General features: G+C 62.9%; 14 protein-coding genes and 2 pseudogenes. 9 read left to right on the top strand and 7 right to left on the bottom strand.

Annotation, left to right across the window (positions count from 1 at the left end; translation table 11 throughout):
• The first annotated feature begins 96 nt into the window (after positions 1-96).
• Positions 97-360 carry a hypothetical protein gene (locus BJA_RS26290; RefSeq protein ID WP_028171502.1) on the top strand — a complete coding sequence of 88 codons (264 nt, stop codon included), beginning with the start codon at positions 97-99 and terminating at the stop codon, positions 358-360.
• A 755-nt stretch (positions 361-1,115) separates the two neighbouring features.
• Here the strand turns inward: BJA_RS26290 and BJA_RS43710 are convergent.
• From BJA_RS43710 to BJA_RS26260, 6 genes are all read right to left on the bottom strand, one after another.
• The gene (locus BJA_RS43710) at positions 1,116-1,238 is read right to left on the bottom strand and encodes a hypothetical protein (protein ID WP_257784482.1); all 123 of its coding nucleotides are present in this window, start codon (positions 1,236-1,238) and stop codon (positions 1,116-1,118) included.
• A gap of 94 nt (positions 1,239-1,332) precedes the next feature.
• Positions 1,333-2,391 carry an ATP-dependent DNA ligase gene (locus BJA_RS26285; protein WP_082901046.1) on the bottom strand — a complete coding sequence of 353 codons (1,059 nt, stop codon included), beginning with the start codon at positions 2,389-2,391 and terminating at the stop codon, positions 1,333-1,335.
• A gap of 381 nt (positions 2,392-2,772) precedes the next feature.
• The gene (locus tag BJA_RS26280) at positions 2,773-3,750 is read right to left on the bottom strand and encodes an MFS transporter (RefSeq protein ID WP_162494122.1); all 978 of its coding nucleotides are present in this window, start codon (positions 3,748-3,750) and stop codon (positions 2,773-2,775) included.
• A gap of 509 nt (positions 3,751-4,259) precedes the next feature.
• Positions 4,260-6,467 carry a xanthine dehydrogenase family protein molybdopterin-binding subunit gene (locus tag BJA_RS26270; protein ID WP_011087967.1) on the bottom strand — a complete coding sequence of 736 codons (2,208 nt, stop codon included), beginning with the start codon at positions 6,465-6,467 and terminating at the stop codon, positions 4,260-4,262.
• Between the two features lie 7 nt (positions 6,468-6,474).
• Positions 6,475-7,491 (bottom strand): FAD binding domain-containing protein, encoded by a 1,017-nt coding sequence (locus BJA_RS26265; RefSeq protein WP_011087966.1) that lies wholly within the window; start codon positions 7,489-7,491, stop codon positions 6,475-6,477.
• Positions 7,488-7,979, bottom strand: a complete 492-nt coding sequence (locus BJA_RS26260; protein ID WP_028171505.1) for a (2Fe-2S)-binding protein — start codon at positions 7,977-7,979, stop codon at positions 7,488-7,490. The genes BJA_RS26265 and BJA_RS26260 overlap by 4 nt, the downstream gene beginning before the upstream one ends.
• Positions 7,980-8,221: 242 nt before the next feature.
• Here BJA_RS26260 and BJA_RS43215 point away from each other — a divergent pair.
• Positions 8,222-8,338, top strand: a pseudogene (locus tag BJA_RS43215) (cysteine hydrolase); the annotation flags it as partial.
• Positions 8,339-8,717: 379 nt separating this feature from the next.
• Positions 8,718-9,590, top strand: coding sequence for a hypothetical protein (locus BJA_RS26250; RefSeq protein ID WP_011087963.1), 873 nt, complete (start codon positions 8,718-8,720; stop codon positions 9,588-9,590).
• A 200-nt stretch (positions 9,591-9,790) separates the two neighbouring features.
• On the opposite strand, the pseudogene BJA_RS26245 reads toward BJA_RS26250, so the two are convergent.
• Positions 9,791-9,968 (bottom strand): annotated as a pseudogene (locus BJA_RS26245) (formate dehydrogenase accessory sulfurtransferase FdhD); the annotation flags it as partial.
• Positions 9,969-10,261: 293 nt separating this feature from the next.
• Between BJA_RS26245 and BJA_RS26240 the strand changes: the two are divergent.
• From BJA_RS26240 to BJA_RS26215, 6 genes are all read left to right on the top strand, one after another.
• On the top strand, positions 10,262-11,929 hold the full coding sequence (locus BJA_RS26240) for a peptidoglycan-binding protein (protein WP_162494121.1): 1,668 nt from the start codon (positions 10,262-10,264) through the stop codon (positions 11,927-11,929).
• A gap of 476 nt (positions 11,930-12,405) precedes the next feature.
• Positions 12,406-13,950, top strand: coding sequence for an FAD-dependent oxidoreductase (locus BJA_RS26235; protein ID WP_038967946.1), 1,545 nt, complete (start codon positions 12,406-12,408; stop codon positions 13,948-13,950).
• A 258-nt stretch (positions 13,951-14,208) separates the two neighbouring features.
• Entirely contained in the window at positions 14,209-14,838 is a 630-nt protein-coding gene (locus BJA_RS26230; RefSeq protein ID WP_011087959.1) for a phosphatase PAP2 family protein, read from the top strand.
• Positions 14,825-15,433 (top strand): cupin, encoded by a 609-nt coding sequence (locus BJA_RS26225; RefSeq protein ID WP_038967947.1) that lies wholly within the window; start codon positions 14,825-14,827, stop codon positions 15,431-15,433. Before BJA_RS26230 ends, BJA_RS26225 begins: the two co-directional genes overlap by 14 nt.
• Positions 15,430-15,777: a DUF3147 family protein gene (locus BJA_RS26220; protein WP_028171510.1), complete on the top strand. Its 348-nt coding sequence runs from the start codon at positions 15,430-15,432 to the stop codon at positions 15,775-15,777. Before BJA_RS26225 ends, BJA_RS26220 begins: the two co-directional genes overlap by 4 nt.
• A complete protein-coding gene (locus BJA_RS26215; RefSeq protein WP_011087956.1) occupies positions 15,774-16,256 on the top strand; it encodes a DUF3147 family protein in 483 nt (160 codons plus the stop codon). Before BJA_RS26220 ends, BJA_RS26215 begins: the two co-directional genes overlap by 4 nt.
• The last annotated feature ends 5 nt before the right edge of the window (positions 16,257-16,261 follow it).

Here is a 16,261-nt window from a genome sequence, read left to right as displayed (position 1 = left end):
GGGATGAAGGATGAGCGATCGTGTGCGCAGTAGCGCACGGCGTTTCTCTTGATCGCACTCGTCCTCCATTCGGCAGTACAAAATGGAGAGGCGACAATGAAAGCACCACTTCTTCTTGCTGGCGCATTAATCATCGGATGCGCCGCCCCAGCATTAGCAGATGAGTACTACGTCGTACAAGGTCCGAGCCATCAATGCACGATTACCACCACACGTCCGGCGGACAAGGAAGTCGTGACGCAGATCGGTCCGATGGCCTTCAAGACCCGCGTGGAAGCTGAAGACCGCATCAAGCAGACCAAAGTCTGCGAGGAAGGCACTGTTGGTAGCAGCAGCACGACCGTTATCAAAGAGAAGTAACCGACGGCCTTGGCGAATTCGAGAAGGGTCGCGCCTATTCCTCTCGGCGCGACTTTTTGTTTGCAGGCCACCTAGCTGGAGCAGCGGTTCTGAGGCTTGAGCCAACCGCTCCTGCGGCTGTGACGTATTGCGAATGTTGGTGACTGGCGGGCCACCTGTGCGCGGCGGTGGTGGCATTCCCTCGTGCATCAGCGTCATCTCGCTTCCGGCTTCCGTGTTTCGGATCATAGGCGCTGGATAGGGCATCGGCGGCGAGTTGTCGACGTAAGGGTTGACTACTTCGAAGAGCGCGAGGACACGTGCGGTCACTAGAAACCAAGATGTCCAGGGGGCAATTGCTTCGCTACGACCACAGGGAGGACGCGCATGGACATGAGGGAGCCTCTGCAATGACGGAAGCCTCTGTCCTCGTGAACGATCAGGGCGGTATTGAGCTCGGTTTCGAAGCGATGCGGCGAGAGGGATGTGGTAGGGACGCCAGGCCGACGCGAGCCGGATTCCCAACAGACAGCACTGCGGTTGTCCGACCGTTTGCGCAAGATGGCCGTGGAGGCGCCGCTGCAATCGCTCTTGCTGGCGTTCTTATTGGGAGTATTGGTAGCCCGTCGGCGTTAGCGGAGGGCGAATGATGGAGCTGCGCAGGGAGACGGGCGACCCGACGCGGTCGCCGCGGCCATGGCAAAGCCGGGCGTGGCCCTAAAGCGCTCCGCAGGATCGAGGTGCGCTTCGCCGAACAGTCTGACCTGCCGACTGACCTACGTCGGCGACAGGCGTTCGCGATGAAAATCTTCTTCTCTGGAAATAGCTTCGGCTGGATACTGGATCAGGTCCTTGGCCATCAGCATTCCGAGGAGGACGATCATGGCAATCCAGATCATGATGGACCGTACCGGCGACAGGTGAGGCGGTCTTCGGCGATCAGCACGTCGAGAGGGAGCGCGAGGGCAGCCAAGCTGTCCGGCGTAGACGTTCCTACACTGGAGCACGAAGCAATGCCGCAGGCAGAACCGAATACTGTTCAAGTTGGTCCATAGTGCATTGGCGCGGCTTTTTGTCAGGACGCCACCGGATGATCGTGGTGCCGTGGCGAAATCGTCCGGCGGTGGAGTGGTCATAGGAAACTTCAACAACGAATTTCGGTTTCACCGACTGCCATTCCGTCGATCGTTTGGTCGACCACCGGCTGCGGCCGCCGGGCGCGTTTCCGGTGAAGCTGTGGTCGCTCACGATGGTCTCAAGCTGATCCGTCAAAGCCGCCTTCGCTGCAGACTTGAGCCCGGACGTGAACCCGACATGGTTCAATTGGCCCTTTTCATCATAGAGGCCCAACAAGAGAGAGCCTACGACTTTGCGCCCGGCAGTACGCCTCTCTCCGTAGCGAAAACCCCCAATCACGCAGTCCGCGGAGCGGATGCGTTTGATCCGCATGCCTTCGCGATTGCCGGTCTGGTAGGGAAGATCGATGCGTTTGGCGATGACACCATCGCTACCACCACCGGCCCGAGCGAGCCACCGTTCGGCATCGGTATGATTTCGACTTGCCGGAGAGAGGACAAAGATCTCGCTGCGCTTGAAATGCCGTTTGGCGAACCGTTCCAGCGCAGGGCGCCGTTTCGTGAGCGGGAGCCCCGCAATGTCGTCGGTCCCGCAGCCAAGAAGATCAAACGCGAGAAATACGGCCGGCGTTTCCGTGGCAAGCCGTTTGACGCGGCTTGCCGCTGGGTGGATGCGCTGCAGCAGATCATCGAACGAAAAGCGCTTGCCGATTGGAATGACTAACTCGCCGTCCAGCGCAAATTGTGTTTCGGCAAGGTTCAGGGCCGCGACTGCCACTTCCGGAAAGTAACGAGCAAGCTCTCGCCCCGATTTGGACTGCATCCGAAGGCGCGATCCGCTTCGGATCAAAAGGCAGCGAAAGTCGTCCCACTTCGGCTCATATTGCCACTCGGCCCCCCTCGGCAGGCGATCAACCGACCGGGCCTCAAGCACACTTGAAGGTGGAGTAACCGGAACGGCGGCTTTCCGTTCCAGGAAAGTGAAGGATGCTCTTGCAAGAGATTCCTCGCTCGCATTCCGAGCGTGACCTCACGAAGACCAACTAGCCGTACCAAGCGCGTCGCCTTAGACGACCAAGCTTTCCGGTCATGGCAAAAGCGGATGTCGCGGTCGGATGTTCCATCGTCCGCAACACTGCGCCAGCTCCGGTGGAAGTAGCCCGCGCTTTGACTTTGGGGGTCGACGAGAACGTCTTCTGATCCTTGCGGTGGTTTGCTGGCTTGCTGTCGCGCGGCCGCATACATTTTCCAATGTGCCGGATTCTGGAGGATCCGGTAGGGCCGCTTCGTCAAGAAGGACGGCGAGGTGACCGCAGCACGATAATGCCAGCGCGTAGCGTCCGCCAATGACCCGCGCTCATCGCGAGCCCTCCTGCCGCCCCGCCAGGACAAAGACCGGCACCGAGGCAAGTTGAGCGACGATGGAGAATGCGATCAGCGCGGCCCGCGAGTTTTCGTACAGCAGACCCGCCACGATGCTGCCGACAAGCCAGCCTACGCCGTAGCCCGCATAGTACAGTCCGAATGCGAAATTGCGCTTTCCGTCCGGCAGCACTTCAGCGACGATCGCCTTGAGTAGCGTGTCTTGGATCGCGTAGCCGACGCCCCAGAGCAGCATGCCGAACAGCACAAGCCAGAAACCGCCGAGAAACACGAAGGGCGAGAACGCCGCCGAAACGCTCACTGCGGCGATCACGACCGGAAGCCCGATGCGATCGTAGGCCTTTCCGAAGGCCAGATTCGCCAGCACGCCGAAGCCGGTCGAGATCGCGAGCATCACCGGGATCCACTGCTCGGAAGTGATCTTCGCCTTGGTCAGGTGATAGGAGATCAGTTCGAAGCTCATCAGCCCAGCGGCGAACAAGGCGCCGGCCAGCATATACAGCCAATAGGCCTTGCCGAAGTCCTTGGCCGGCGCCGTATCGCCCTGCCCAAGGCGCGACGGCAATGGGAAGCTCACCCTGGCGACCACCAACGCCACGAGCGCCATCACGGCCGAGATCGTCAGGAAGGCGTACCCGGTCCGGAAGTCCCCCTTCAGCAGGAGCACCAGCGCGATGATGAGCGGACCCAGGGTCGCACCGATCTCGTCGAGCGAGGTGTTCAGCGCGTACACCCAACCCTTGCCGAGTTCGCCCGTCGTGTAGGAGAGCATCGCCTCCACCGTGGGCTTGCGCAGCGCGCGCCCTATCCGCTCGGCGAGGACAAGCGCGGCCGCGACCTGCCAGCTTCCAGCGAGCGCCATGGCCGGCACCGCGAAGAGGTTGATGACGTAGCCGATGAACGTGATTAGCCAGTAGCGCCCAGTCCGGTCCGCCGCGTAGCCGGCGGGCAAACGCAGAGCGTAGCCGAGAAACTCGCCGAGCCCCGCCGTGACTGACGATGGCGGCGCTGGCGCCTAGCGTCGCCATGAACGGTCCGTTGATGCTGGCGCCGCCTTAGTAGGTGATGTCGGCCGAACAGGTTGACGACGCCCGTGGTCATCACGAAGAGGAACGCCGGCGAGGTTAAGCTGCCTACCTTTCGGGATTGCGACATCCGCTATTCTCCGCTTGCCTGATGGAGGCACGGCGTTCTGCAGTTACCGCGGCGTAAATTGGTTCAGGTCGTGAATGCCCATCTGCTGTTCCAGTTGGGCTACGCGGGCTGCCATCTTCTCGAAGCCGTCCTCTCGCTCGCCGGCGGACGACCATGCCGCTCATTGAAGATCTGAAGGAATACGCAGAGCGCGCCACAGGACTACGACGTCCGGGTATGCGCTTCCATCAGGTCGCGTAGAAGACGCGCTGGCCATACGGCATGGATGCGCGACGAGCCTCGCTGCGGGAACACTTATCTAGCGCATCAGGCGAGGAGCTTGTCGAGCGTGATCGGGAAGCGGCGGATGCGCTTTCCGGTGGCATGATAGACGGCGTTCGCAATTGCTGCGGGAACGCCGACGATGCCGATTTCGCCGAGACCCTTGACGCCCAGCCGGTTGATGCGATCGTCGCGCTCTTCGACGAAGATCACATCGATGTCGTGAATGTCGGCATTCACGGGGAAGTGGTACTCGGCGATATTCGCGTTCATAATCCGGCCGAACCGGTGATCCATCACCGTCTCCTCGTGCAGGGCCATCCCGATTCCCCAGACCACGCCGCCCATGATCTGGCTGCGGCCGGTCTTGGTGTTGAGAATCCGCCCGGCTGCGACGGCGCTCACGACTCGCGTGACGCGGATGACGCCGAGCTGCTCGTCGATCTTCACCTCTGCGAATACGGCTGAATGCGTGTTGCGGGCGTGCGACTTGTCCTCCGCGAAGTGGTTGAGCTTGTGCTTCTCGATCCGTTCGAGCTTGCCGTAGCGCATCGCATCCGTGATCGGGACCGCACGGCTCTTCTCGCCGTTGCTGGCGATGGTGCCGTCGACGAGGATGACTTCGGCCGCATCGATACCGGCGAGGGGCGAAGAGGGCATTGCACTGGCGAGGCGCGCGAGCTCCTGGCGAATGTCTTCGGCTGCTCCCAGTACCGCATGCGCGCTCGATGCAGCCATCCAGGAACCGCCCTCGACGGGAGCTTGCGGCAGGGTCGAGTCGGCGAGCTTGACGCTAATGTTCTCGATCGGCAGCCCGAGTGCATCGGCCGCCACCTGCGCCACGATGGTGTAGGTGCCGGTGCCGATGTCGGACGCCGCGCAGGATACCTCGGCATGGCCATTGGCGCTCAGCACGATGCGGACCGCGACCGGCATCTGCAGCGCCTCCCACACGCCTGTCGCCATACCCCAGCCGACCAGCTCCTTGTCATCACGCATCGAGCGTGCGGCGGGATTGCGCTTGCTCCAGCCGAAGGCCTCCGCGCCGCGGGCGTAGCATTCGCGCAGCTGCTTGCTGGTGTAGGGCAGGTCTTCGCTCTGGTCGCGATCCGAGTAGCATTTCAGCCGCAGTTCGATGGGATCGAGGTTGAGCGCGAGGGCCAGCTCGTCCATGGCGCATTCGAGCGCGCAGACGCCCGAAGCTGCGCCGGGCGCGCGCATGTCGCAGGGGGTGGAGACGTCGAGGCGCGCGAGCTTGTGGGAATAGTGGCTGTTCCGGCTCTTGTAGAGCTGTTCCGCCCAGCCGCTGTCGTTGCGCGCGAAATCCTCGTACCGCGAGGTGATGGCCGTGGCCTCGTGCGTGACCGCCTCGAGCGTGCCGTCAGGCTTGGCGCCGATCCCGACGCGCTCGATCGTCGCCGGCCGGTGACCGAGCCCGTACATTTGCTGTCGCGTCAGCACCACGCGAACGGAGCGCTTCAGAGCGAGCGCGGCAAGCGTTGCCAGCACCACCTGATATTGCGGCCTCAAGCCGGAGCCGAAGGCCCCACCGACATAGGGCGAGAGCACGCGGATTTCATCGGGCTTTTTGCCGAATACGCTGCAGAGATATTTGTGGACGTTCAGGACGCCTTGCGTCTTGTCGTAGACCGTGAGCCTGCCGTTGCCGTCCCAGACGACCGTGGTTGCATAGAGCTCCATCGGATTGTGATGCTCGGTCGGAATGAAGTAGTCCGCCTCGTGCCGCACAGCCGATCCTGCGAGCGCGCCTGCGGCATCGCCCCGCGGCTCGTGCGGCTTTTTCACCTCAGTCGCCTTGTTGCGCCCGGCTTCGAGATCGGTCGCAAACGCCTGTTCCTGCTGATATTCGACACGCACCAGCGTCGCGGCGAATTTCGCGGTTTCCCACTCCTCCGCCACGACCAGCGCGATCGGCTGACCGTTGAATTTGATGCTGTCGTCGTAGAGCGGACGGAACGGCGAACCTTCGTCCGGCGCCACCTCGTCCTTCCAGGCCTCGTCCTTGTCGGCGAGCGGCGGGCGATGCGCATGGGTGAGCACGTCGAGGACGCCCGTGACCTTCAGCGCCTCGCTGGTGTCGAGGCGGGCAATGCGTCCGCGTGGAATTGTGGCCTCGACGACGAAACCGTGGACGAGTCCGTCGGCGGTGAATTCGCCGGCATATTTGGCGGCCCCGGTGACCTTGGCCCGACCGTCGACGCGAGACGTTGCTGTTCCGACATAGGCGTTCATCGGTCCCTCACGCGATCTTCTTGTGAGCTTGCGATTGCGGCGTGGCGCTTGCGGCCTGCATCAGCGTCCGCACGATGGCGCGGCGTGCCAGCTCGACCTTGAAGCCGTTATGGGCAGAGGCCCTCGCGCCCTGCAGCAGGAGATCGGCAGCGTGCGAGAAATGCTCCACTGTTGCCGCTTGGCCGCGTAGCGCCGCTTCGGCCTCAAAGCTGCGCCAGGGCTTGTGGGCCACGCCGCCGAGCGCCACGCGTGCCTCGCTGATCGCGTTGCCCTCGAGTTCGAGCGCGGCCGCGACCGAGACGAGGGCGAAGGCATAAGACAGGCGGTCGCGGACTTTCAGATAGCTGTAGTTATGGGCAAAGCCGCGTCGCGGCAGTTCGATTGCCGTGATGATCTCGGCGGTATCGAGATTGGTATCGATGTGAGGCGTGTCGCCAGGCAGCCGATGGAAATCGGTCAATGCCATCGTCCGCTCACCGGATGGGCCTGCGATGTGCACGAGCGCGCCGAGCGCAGCCAGCGCCACGCTCATGTCGGACGGATTGGTCGCGATACAGGCGGCGCTCGTGCCGAGGATCGCATGATTGCGGTTGAGGCCGTCGATCGCCGAGCAACCGCTGCCGGGAGTTCGCTTGTTGCAGGGCGTTGCCGTATCATAAAAATAGGCGCAACGCGTTCGCTGCATCAGATTACCGCCAACGGAGGCCATGTTGCGCAATTGCGCCGAAGCTCCGGCGAGGATGGCGCTGGCGACCAGCGGGTAGCGCTGCTCGATGAGCGGATGGTAGGCAAGATCGGAGTTCGGCAGCAAGGCGCCGATGCGCAGGCCTCCGTCAGCCGTTTCCTCGATCTTGCGGAGCGGCAGGCGAGAGATGTCGATCAGCCAGGACGGCTGCTCGACGTTCTTCTTCATCAGGTCGATCAAATTGGTGCCGCCGGCGATGAGCTTGGCACCGGGATGGGCGGTGAGCAGGAGGATCGCATCGGCGACGTCGGCGGCGCGGGAGTACTGGAAGTTGATCATGGCCGCCCCACTGCCTGCTGGATGGCGGCGACGATGTTGGGATAGGCGCCGCAGCGGCAGAGATTTCCGCTCATCAGCTCCCGGATCTCGTCAGGATCCCCGGCGCGACCTTCGGCGAGCAAACCGGCCGCCGAACAAATCTGTCCCGGCGTGCAATAGCCGCATTGGAAGGCGTCGTGGTCGATGAAGGCCTGCTGCAATGGATGCAGCGCGCCATCCCTGGCAAGACCTTCGATGGTCGTGATCTCCGCGCCGTCCGTCATGACGGCGAGCGTCAGGCAGGAATTGACCCGCCGACCATCGACCAGCACCGTACAGGCGCCGCATTGACCGTGATCGCAGCCTTTTTTGGTGCCGGTCAGCGCAAGATGGTCACGCAATGCGTCGAGCAGCGTGGTCCAGGGCACGAGGTCCAGCGTGCGCCTGACGCCATTGACGACGAGGTTGGTTGGGATGCGATTGGCAACTTGATTTGCGACATCAGCCATGTCGTTTTCCCTGCGGTGGAGGCCGAGCTGAGAAGTCAAACCTGCTGGCGCGAGTGCGCCAGTTTCCGCTCGCCATTCGCGCCCAACGGTCGGCCAATCGCTTGGTTCCATGCGGCTGCTCGGAACGGAACCTGGGCCCTCACGATCTCATTCGAATCCCGGGTGGGGCAAGTGGTGCATCGACGAGGGACAGCGAGTCGGAAATCCCCGACATCCGGGATGCGGTTCACCTCTGCATTGACATGCAGAACATCTTCGCCCCTGGCGGCCTCTGGGAAACTCCCTGGATGGACCGGGTTTTACCTGCGATCGCGGACATAGCATCACGCTACCAGGTGCGAACCGTATTCTCTCGCTATTTCCGTTTTCGGCTGAACCTACGCTCGACGGGTGCCGAAAGCAGAATGTCGGGGCGGGGAAGCGGCTTCTGGCGCTAGGCGGCCATTGAGCAAGCGAACGGGCTAACGGGCGCGTTTGAGCGACGGCGAGCCAATCGATAAGCTGCCGAGAGCCTATTCGGCGACAGTCGCAGCAATGACGCACGGCAATCGCAGCGAATAGCGCTAGCGTGTTGCATGGCATCATTAGCATCCGACAGGAACCTTCCGAACCAAGTGCAATTATCAGGCCGGAGCGGAACTGGAGGACTGAAATGAACCAGCTGATCTATCTGATCGGGCTGATCGTCGTGATAATGGCCATCCTTTCGTTCTTCGGTCTGCGCTGAGGACTTCGATCATGACCATCGAAGCTCCCACGCTCATCGAAGACGAAGCGCTGACAATTCCCGATCAGGGGCGACATTTGCGATGGACGCCCATCGTCGCAGGCGCGTTCGTCGCGACGGCATTTACCTTTATTCTGGTGACCTTTGGCGTCGCCATCGGTCTCGGTGTCAGCTCAACCTCACCAACCTGGCGAGACGCGTCTCCCGCGCTGTCGCTACTCTCTGGGCTCTATTTGATCTTGCAGGCGATCGTCAGTTTTGGTCTGGGCGGCTACATTGCAGGGCGAGTTCGCGGCGGCATCGATGCGACGAGCGGTGCCGAAAGGGAGATGCGCGACGGACTTCATGGGCTGGCGGCATGGGCGCTCGCGGTTCTACTTGGCGCTGTCCTGGCAGGCATTGTTGGCGCGGCCGCGGTCAATCGCGCGTCTTCATCGACGACATTGGCCAACAATACGGTTGCCGAGCCGCTCCTGAGCTACGAACTCGATCGGCTGTTGCGCTCCCCGCGTCGGCCTGCGAATGCCGAGATCAGCGCCGAACGCGCCGAGGCGGGCCGGATTCTCATGACCTCGTCGAGCCACAACGGTGTGAACGGAGATGACCGGACCTATCTGATCCAGCAGATCCAGGCACTGACGGGCCTTTCGGCCGGCGACTCCGAGCGGCGGGTCGATCAGGCCATAGCGAGCTCGAAAACAGCAATCGCTCATGTGCGTCGCAGCACGATCGTTCTCGCGTTCTCCTTGGCCGCGGCCACACTGCTCGGGGCTGTGAGCGCTTGGGCGGCGGCAGTTGCCGGCGGTCGGCACCGCGACGGCGCGCCGCTCCCGGAGTGGATCGCCTTTGCCGGATTAGAGCCAAAGAGAACGGCCGTGCCATAGGCTCCAGTCCGTGGGCAGACCGGCGTGCCAGCCCATTCGATCGTGGCGGTGCCGCCGGACGCCAGGGCAGCGATTGCGGCCTTTCGGGCCAGATAATCGTGCGGCACATCATCAGAGAATTCCGGATCAGAGAATTCCGGCGAAATGGCTGAAGACTCTATTCGCGTCCGCTTGCGATGCCGACCAGCTGTTGGCGTTGCAGCCGTCCGTATTGCGAGCGCGGCAGGCGCTGAAATTGCGATGATGAGCGCCGATTGCGGCGATCCTTTGCACCATCTCCACCGATATCCGGCTCGTGAGGGCGACGGCGCCAGCGCGTCCCGACACTCCCTCCGCCGCGAGGGCGCCGGCAAGCTTGTCGAGCGCATTGTGGCCGCCATCAAAGCAAGGTTTTTCTTGAACGGCTTCTTGCCTCGTCCGGGTGACTCGCCCGAGAAAACTATCCTGACTGCACTGTTGGGCTTACCCCGTAGGGAACATGAAGCTTCCTCAGCCTGACCAGTTCCGTCTGGTGCTGCGGTCAGGAACGTTCCCAGTACCGTCTCGTTGTCCGAACAGAAAGTCGGATTGCACTTCGCGCCGCGTCGTAGCGCGCGATGGATTTCAAGTTTTGTGAATCCGAAAGTGCCGATCGAAGACACTGCGAGCAATGAATATTGGAGGAGATGCAGATGAGCATGAGAAAGAGTAGGTTCCTGTTGTCCACAGCAGTGCTGCTCGCTGGCGTCAGCCTGGCGGCGGCGCAAGGCATGCGTGAAGGTGGAGGCGGCGGAATGGGTGCCGGCGGCGCCGCGGAGCACGACAAGTCCGGAGGCGGAACGTCGCAAGGTCCGGGCGGTGCATCGCGCGGTGAAGGCATGACGCAGGGCCGGGCCGCGGAGCCACGCGGAGGCCGGGCGGAAAGCCCTGCGGGCGGTCAGTCACGCACCGAGCGTGGCGAAGGTATGAGAGAGGGCGGCCGCGTTACGGAGAGAGGCCAGGCCGGTAAGGATCAGCAGGGGCAAAAGGACCAAACCATCGGCCGGCGTCGTGGCGATCGCGACCAAACTCGTCAATCCGAGCAAAAGTCGCAAGACAAGGCTCAGTCCTCGGGCAAGCAAAACAGTCAGACCGTCGGACAGGGGCGCGGCGAGCGCGACCAGACGCGACAGTCCGAGCAAAAGGCGCCACAGGGCCAGAAGGACCAGAGCACGACAACCGGCGCCAACACCAGACCGAGCAATGCTCCTGCCCCGGGTCAGGCCACGCAGGGTCAGACGACGCAGGGTCAGATCTCGCAGCAGAACCAGGGCGCAGCGACCGGCACCCAAGCCACTGCGCCGGCGCAAAACCAGAGTACGACGACCCAGAGCATGTCGGGCCGCGTGTCGGTCAATGCGCAACAGCAGACAACGCTGCAGCAGTCGGTGCTCAGCTCGCGCAACGTGGCGCGGGTTAACGCCAGCTCGATCAACTTCCAGGTCAATACCGGCGTGGTGGTGCCGAGAAGCATCAACGTGGTGTCCGTCTCGGCCTTTCCGGCGCTGATCGATGTGTTCCCGGCCTTCCGCGACGACAGCTTCTTCGTCGTCGACGACGAGATCGTGGTCCTCGATCGCAGCCGCCGGATTGTAGATGTTGTTCCGGCCGGGCCGCGGACGCGGTTCAGCCACGCCGGCAGGATCGGCGGTGGAGGTGGCGGTGTCAGCGGCGGCAGCGCCGCTGCGCTTAATCTGAGCCCCGAGGAAATTCGTGTCGTGCAGCAGGTGCTGATCGAGCGCAGATTGCTGACCGGTGAGGCGGATGGCGTGCTCGGCCCGCGGACGCGCGAGGCGTTGATCACCTTCCAGCGGCAGCAAGGCATCCAGGCCAGCGGCTCGATCGATATCAGCACGGTCTCGGCGCTTGGCGTCTCCAACAAGATCAGTGCCACCCAGAGCCAGACCACGACTGGTCAGGGACAGACGAGCCAACAGCAGCCGGCGCAACAGGGCACGACCGGACAGAACACCGGTCAGGCCAATGCTCCGGCGCAGCAGGACCAACCGACAACGGGCCAAGCGCAGCAGAACCCGCCCACGACAACCAGGCAGGCTCAGCAGAACCAACCGGCAACGACCGGGCAGGCTCAGCAGAATCAACCGGCAACGACCGGACAGGCCCAGCAAAACCAGCCGGCAACGACGGGACAGAGCGGGACGCAACAGCCTTCCGGTCAGACGACCGGACAAGCGGCGCCTCCGCCCCAAGGCAACAATCCGCCGGCCGCCAACCAGAATATGCCGTCCGGGCAGCCCAACCAGAGCAATCCTCCGGCATCGAGCCAGCCGGCCGACAATTCTCAAGGCAAGAAGTATTGAGGACGTGATGCTGAGCCCCGCTTCGGCGGGGCTCTTTTTGTGCCGCGGTACCGCGGAGCGTTAATCGCGTCCGCACGATCCACTGCGGCCGCGGCCGAAGCTGTCCGTGGCGAGAAGGTCATTCGAGTGACAGTTCGCGTTCGACCGCCACGAGTTGCTTCCCGACAACGAATATGGAGGCTCATGAGGGCTTTGTACGCCAGTTGGCGGCAGCGCCAGGCGGGGATTGGACGCTTCTCGCGACTCTGATCTCTGATCGGCTCAGAAGAACCCGGAACCGGGCGTGCCACCTCCTATGTGCGCATCCTCTGACCGGCCTCGGACGCGAGAAGGCATTCTTCTTTCCGCAAATGCTAAAGCTGCACCATGACAGTCCATTCGGGCCTCGTCGGCACATATGGGCTCGAACGCGGAGGCCTCTGTTCAAAGGAACGGTTGCGCTTTGCCCTTCGTTTGTATTCCGGAGGACAAACGCCATGAACGTGCTGGATGAAGATACCAAGTCGCTTTGGATGGAGACGTTCATCCCGGCGGCTTCGCGCTTTTCGGGGCAGGCACGTGCCGACGTCGGCGTGATCGGCGCCGGCATCGCCGGTCTGTCGGTGGCCTATGAACTGGCCGCGCGCGGGCGCTCGGTCATCGTGCTCGACCGCGGCAGAATTGGCAGCGGAATGACGGCGCGCACCACCGCCCATTTGGCAACGGCCCTGGACGACGACTACAAGGAATTGATCAGGGTTCGGGGTGAGGATTGCGCCCGGTTGTACTACCAGAGCGTCGCCGCCGCGATCGACCGCGCGCAGGCGATCCAGTCTGCCGAGGGCATTGACTGCGATTTCCGCCGCGTCGGTGGCTATTGGGTGTCGGCGCCGGAGACGTTGCCATCGCATCTGGATGAGGAATTCGAAAGCTGCAGGAAGCTGGGAATCCCCGTCGAGCTTTGCAGTGATCCGACACCAATCCATCACGGCGGTTTTGCGCGCTCGCTTCGTTTTCCCCGACAAGCGCGCTTTCATCCGACCAAATACCTTGCCGGATTGGCGAAAGCGCTGCATCGGCGCGGCGCCAGGCTTTACGGTGACACCTGCGTCGAGACGATCGAGCACGGCCGCGGAGAAATCGTTCTGAGGACGTCAGGCGGCGAGGTGCGGGTCACGGACGTCGTCGTTGCGACGAACTCGCCCGTCAGTCTGCGCGTCGCGATCCATACCAAACAGGCGCCCTATCGCACCTATGTGATTGCGGCCAAAGTCCCGGCGGGCTCGCTGCTGGATGCGCTGTATTGGGACACGCTCGATCCCTATCACTATGTCCGCCTGCAGCCGAGCTCGGCGGATGAGGACATCGTGATCGTCGGTGGTGAAGACCACAAGTCCGGCGAAGCCGACGATGGTCAGGCGCGCTTTTCCGCGCTCGAACAATGGACGCGCGCGCGGTTGCCGATGATCGGCAAGATCACCCATCGCTGGTCGGGCCAAGTGCTCGAACCCACGGACTTCACCGGCTTCGTCGGACGCAGCCCGGACGAAGAGCATGTGTTCCTCGTCAGCGGCGATTCCGGGCAAGGCATGACGAACGGCCTGGTGGCAGGTCTCTTGATTGCGGACCTGATTACAATCGGCGGCAATAACTGGGAGGCCGTCTATTTACCCGAGCGCAAGGTCTTCAAGAATATCACGACGTTCATCAGCGAGAACATCACGCCACTCAAGAACTTTGCCGAATATCTCAGCGCCGATGCACTCGCCTCGGTGGAGCGGCTCCGCCTGGGAGAGGGCCGGCTCGTTCGCAGCGGATTGAAGAAGATTGCCGCCTGCCGCGACCGCGATGGCAAATTGCACCTTTTGTCGGCGAGCTGCACCCATCTTGGTTGTGTCGTGCATTGGAATTCGCTGGAGCAGTGTTGGGATTGCCCCTGCCACGGTTCTCAATTCGCGCCGGACGGTACCGCGCTCAATGGGCCCGCCGTATCTCCGCTCGCGCCGGTGGAAAGTTCACCGAGTGCCCAGGCAGCGGAATAGCGACAGGTGACAGCCGCGGAGGAAGAGGCCTGCCACATCGTCTACTTCGGCGGACTCCCCATTCACGCGGCATGACATCGGCTCGCGTCCGACGGATCCTCGGGGAGTTCGATGTGATCTACCCGCAATGGGTAGCAAGGGCTGTTCCGAGCGTTCGCTTGCGTTGGGCGAGAATCATACGGCGGAAGGCTGATTGTCGATGACAAGCAGCGGAGCGCGATCAGAGGTCTTTATGGAGCGAAGTTGATCGCTTGAGCCATGTTCAAAATTGCTAGAGTTTCAGCAAGTCGCCTTAGAGGGCCAAGCTTTCCGGTCACTGTCCGGCCGACCAGAGCGGATGTCGTGGCCGCACGCTTCATCGCCCGTAACACTGCGCCGGCTCCAGAGATGGTAGCCCGCGCCCTGACTTGGGGCGCCGACGAGAAGGTCCTTCTGGTCCTCGCGGCGGCTGGTTGGCTTGCGTCGCGGGGGCGAGGCGAGCCGCTGCGGCGCGCCGGCAACCATGCTCTGCTGGTCACGGTCGCGGCGTCGCTGCTGCCCCATGGTTTGAAGCTTCTGTTCGACCAGACCCGACCGGACCGCAGGACAGTGATCGGACACCTCCACGGCGTCCCATTTTCCGGGAAAAGTGAGGACGCCTTTCCCTCCGGCCACGCACTGCACATGGGAGCCTTGGCATCGGCGGCCGGTGCGATGCCGGCCGGCCCCCGTCGGGCGATCCGCGCCATTGCGGTCGGCATCTCGCTGACGCGCTTAGTCGTCCTGGCGCACTGGGCGAGCGATGTCGTCGCAGGTTTCGCATTGGGAGCGGCTCTTGAACGGTTCCTGCGGCTGTGCACCGGCTACCCGCTCGATGCATCAACGGAGAACGATCATGCCGACCCTTGAGTCTCTAAAGCGGTATGCGGAACGCGCCACCGGTTTGCGGCGCCCCGGTAAGCGGAAAGCTATGGACTTCGCGCAAGCGCGAAACCCGCACACTGTCCGCTTCAAGGATGACGGTCTCATCCCCAATCATCCGCGATGGCCCCTAGTCATTTATCGCCGGGCAGTCAATCTCGATGAACGCTACGACCCCGCGGCGGAGATCGAAGACCTGTTCGAGGCGAACGGATGGGGCGATACTTGGCGCAACACCATCTACGACTACGTTCATTACCACTCCCGGATCCATGAGGTGCTCGGCATCGCGCGCGGCAAGGGGCGCGTTCGATTTGGCGGAAAAAAGAAGGGTAGAATATTCACGTTGAAGGCCGACGATGTCGCCGTCCTGCCCGCCGGCACAGGGCACCAGTGCCTGGGGGCAGACGATGACTTCCTCGTCATCGGAGCCTACCCGCCGGCGGGGACTTACGACGAATGCACGACGGTGGAGGACCGTCCACGCGCCCTGAAGAGCATTCCGAAGGTGCCGCCGCCGCGCAAGGATCCGGTCTACGGGGCCGGCGGGCCGCTCGGGAGACTCTGGAAGACGACAAAATGACCGAATACATCGTCCGCTTTCTCGTTGGGGGCGCCGTTGTATCAGCTTTCGCGATGCTGGGAGATCTTCTACGTCCTAAGAGCTTCGCCGGTCTCTTCGCGGCCGCACCCTCGGTCGCGCTCGCAACGCTCGGGATTGCGGTACACCAGCACGGGGCGCACTATGCGACCCTGCAAGCTCAGGCGATGCTCGCGGGGTCGATCGCGCTCGCCGTCTACAGCGTCGTCGTTTGTCAAATCCTCGTTCGCGCCCGACTGCGAGCGTTGCCCGCCACTTTGCTATCTCTCGTCGTCTGGCTGATCGTAGCCTTCGGCGTGCTGACCCTTGCCGGGGGACAGACATGATGCCGATCCGCTTTTCGCCGTCATCTCTCAAGGAAGGCCGCTGGTACGAATACCTGATCCGATTCGCGCTCGGCGGCACCGCGACAGTCTTCGCCGGCCTCGTCAGCAGTCGCTATGGAGCCTCTATCGGCGGGCTTTTCCTCGCCCTTCCGGCGATCTTCTGCGCCAGCGCCACGCTGATCGAGAAGCATGAAATCCGCCGGAAGCGGGAGGCGGGCCTCGCCGGCGAGCGCCGCGGGCGAACGGCGGCCGCGGTCGACTCCGCTGGCGCCGCGCTCGGCGCGCTCGGCATGCTGGCCTTTGCGATGGTCTTTTCGTTGACGGCGGAAACCAGCATCGCAGCCGCCTTCATAGGTGCATCGCTTGCTTGGCTGGTCATCTCGATGGTGGCCTGGTACGTGCGGCGCAAGACGCGATCAGTGCGGAGAGGGCGGACGGAACAAAAAGGCGGCGGCTCCGCGATTGGGCGAAGCCGCTGAGGTCG

It is taken from the genome of Bradyrhizobium diazoefficiens USDA 110 (assembly GCF_000011365.1).
In the GTDB taxonomy this organism is placed as follows: domain Bacteria; phylum Pseudomonadota; class Alphaproteobacteria; order Rhizobiales; family Xanthobacteraceae; genus Bradyrhizobium; species Bradyrhizobium diazoefficiens.
Note: the sequence above shows the minus strand (reverse complement) of the source record. Positions and strands in the feature narration are given on the sequence as shown.

Excerpts from the sequence above, each read along its gene's own strand:
- BJA_RS26290 (WP_028171502.1), top strand. The coding sequence starts at position 97 with ATGAAAGCACCACTTCTTCTTGCTGGCGCATTAATCATCGGATGCGCC.
- BJA_RS43710 (WP_257784482.1), bottom strand. The coding sequence starts at position 1,238 with ATGATCTGGATTGCCATGATCGTCCTCCTCGGAATGCTGATGGCCAAG.
- BJA_RS26270 (WP_011087967.1), bottom strand. The coding sequence starts at position 6,467 with ATGAACGCCTATGTCGGAACAGCAACGTCTCGCGTCGACGGTCGGGCC.
- BJA_RS26265 (WP_011087966.1), bottom strand. The coding sequence starts at position 7,491 with ATGATCAACTTCCAGTACTCCCGCGCCGCCGACGTCGCCGATGCGATC.
- BJA_RS26260 (WP_028171505.1), bottom strand. The coding sequence starts at position 7,979 with ATGGCTGATGTCGCAAATCAAGTTGCCAATCGCATCCCAACCAACCTC.
- BJA_RS26250 (WP_011087963.1), top strand. The coding sequence starts at position 8,718 with ATGACCATCGAAGCTCCCACGCTCATCGAAGACGAAGCGCTGACAATT.
- BJA_RS26240 (WP_162494121.1), top strand. The coding sequence starts at position 10,262 with ATGAGCATGAGAAAGAGTAGGTTCCTGTTGTCCACAGCAGTGCTGCTC.
- BJA_RS26235 (WP_038967946.1), top strand. The coding sequence starts at position 12,406 with ATGAACGTGCTGGATGAAGATACCAAGTCGCTTTGGATGGAGACGTTC.
- BJA_RS26230 (WP_011087959.1), top strand. The coding sequence starts at position 14,209 with ATGTTCAAAATTGCTAGAGTTTCAGCAAGTCGCCTTAGAGGGCCAAGC.
- BJA_RS26225 (WP_038967947.1), top strand. The coding sequence starts at position 14,825 with ATGCCGACCCTTGAGTCTCTAAAGCGGTATGCGGAACGCGCCACCGGT.
- BJA_RS26220 (WP_028171510.1), top strand. The coding sequence starts at position 15,430 with ATGACCGAATACATCGTCCGCTTTCTCGTTGGGGGCGCCGTTGTATCA.
- BJA_RS26215 (WP_011087956.1), top strand. The coding sequence starts at position 15,774 with ATGATGCCGATCCGCTTTTCGCCGTCATCTCTCAAGGAAGGCCGCTGG.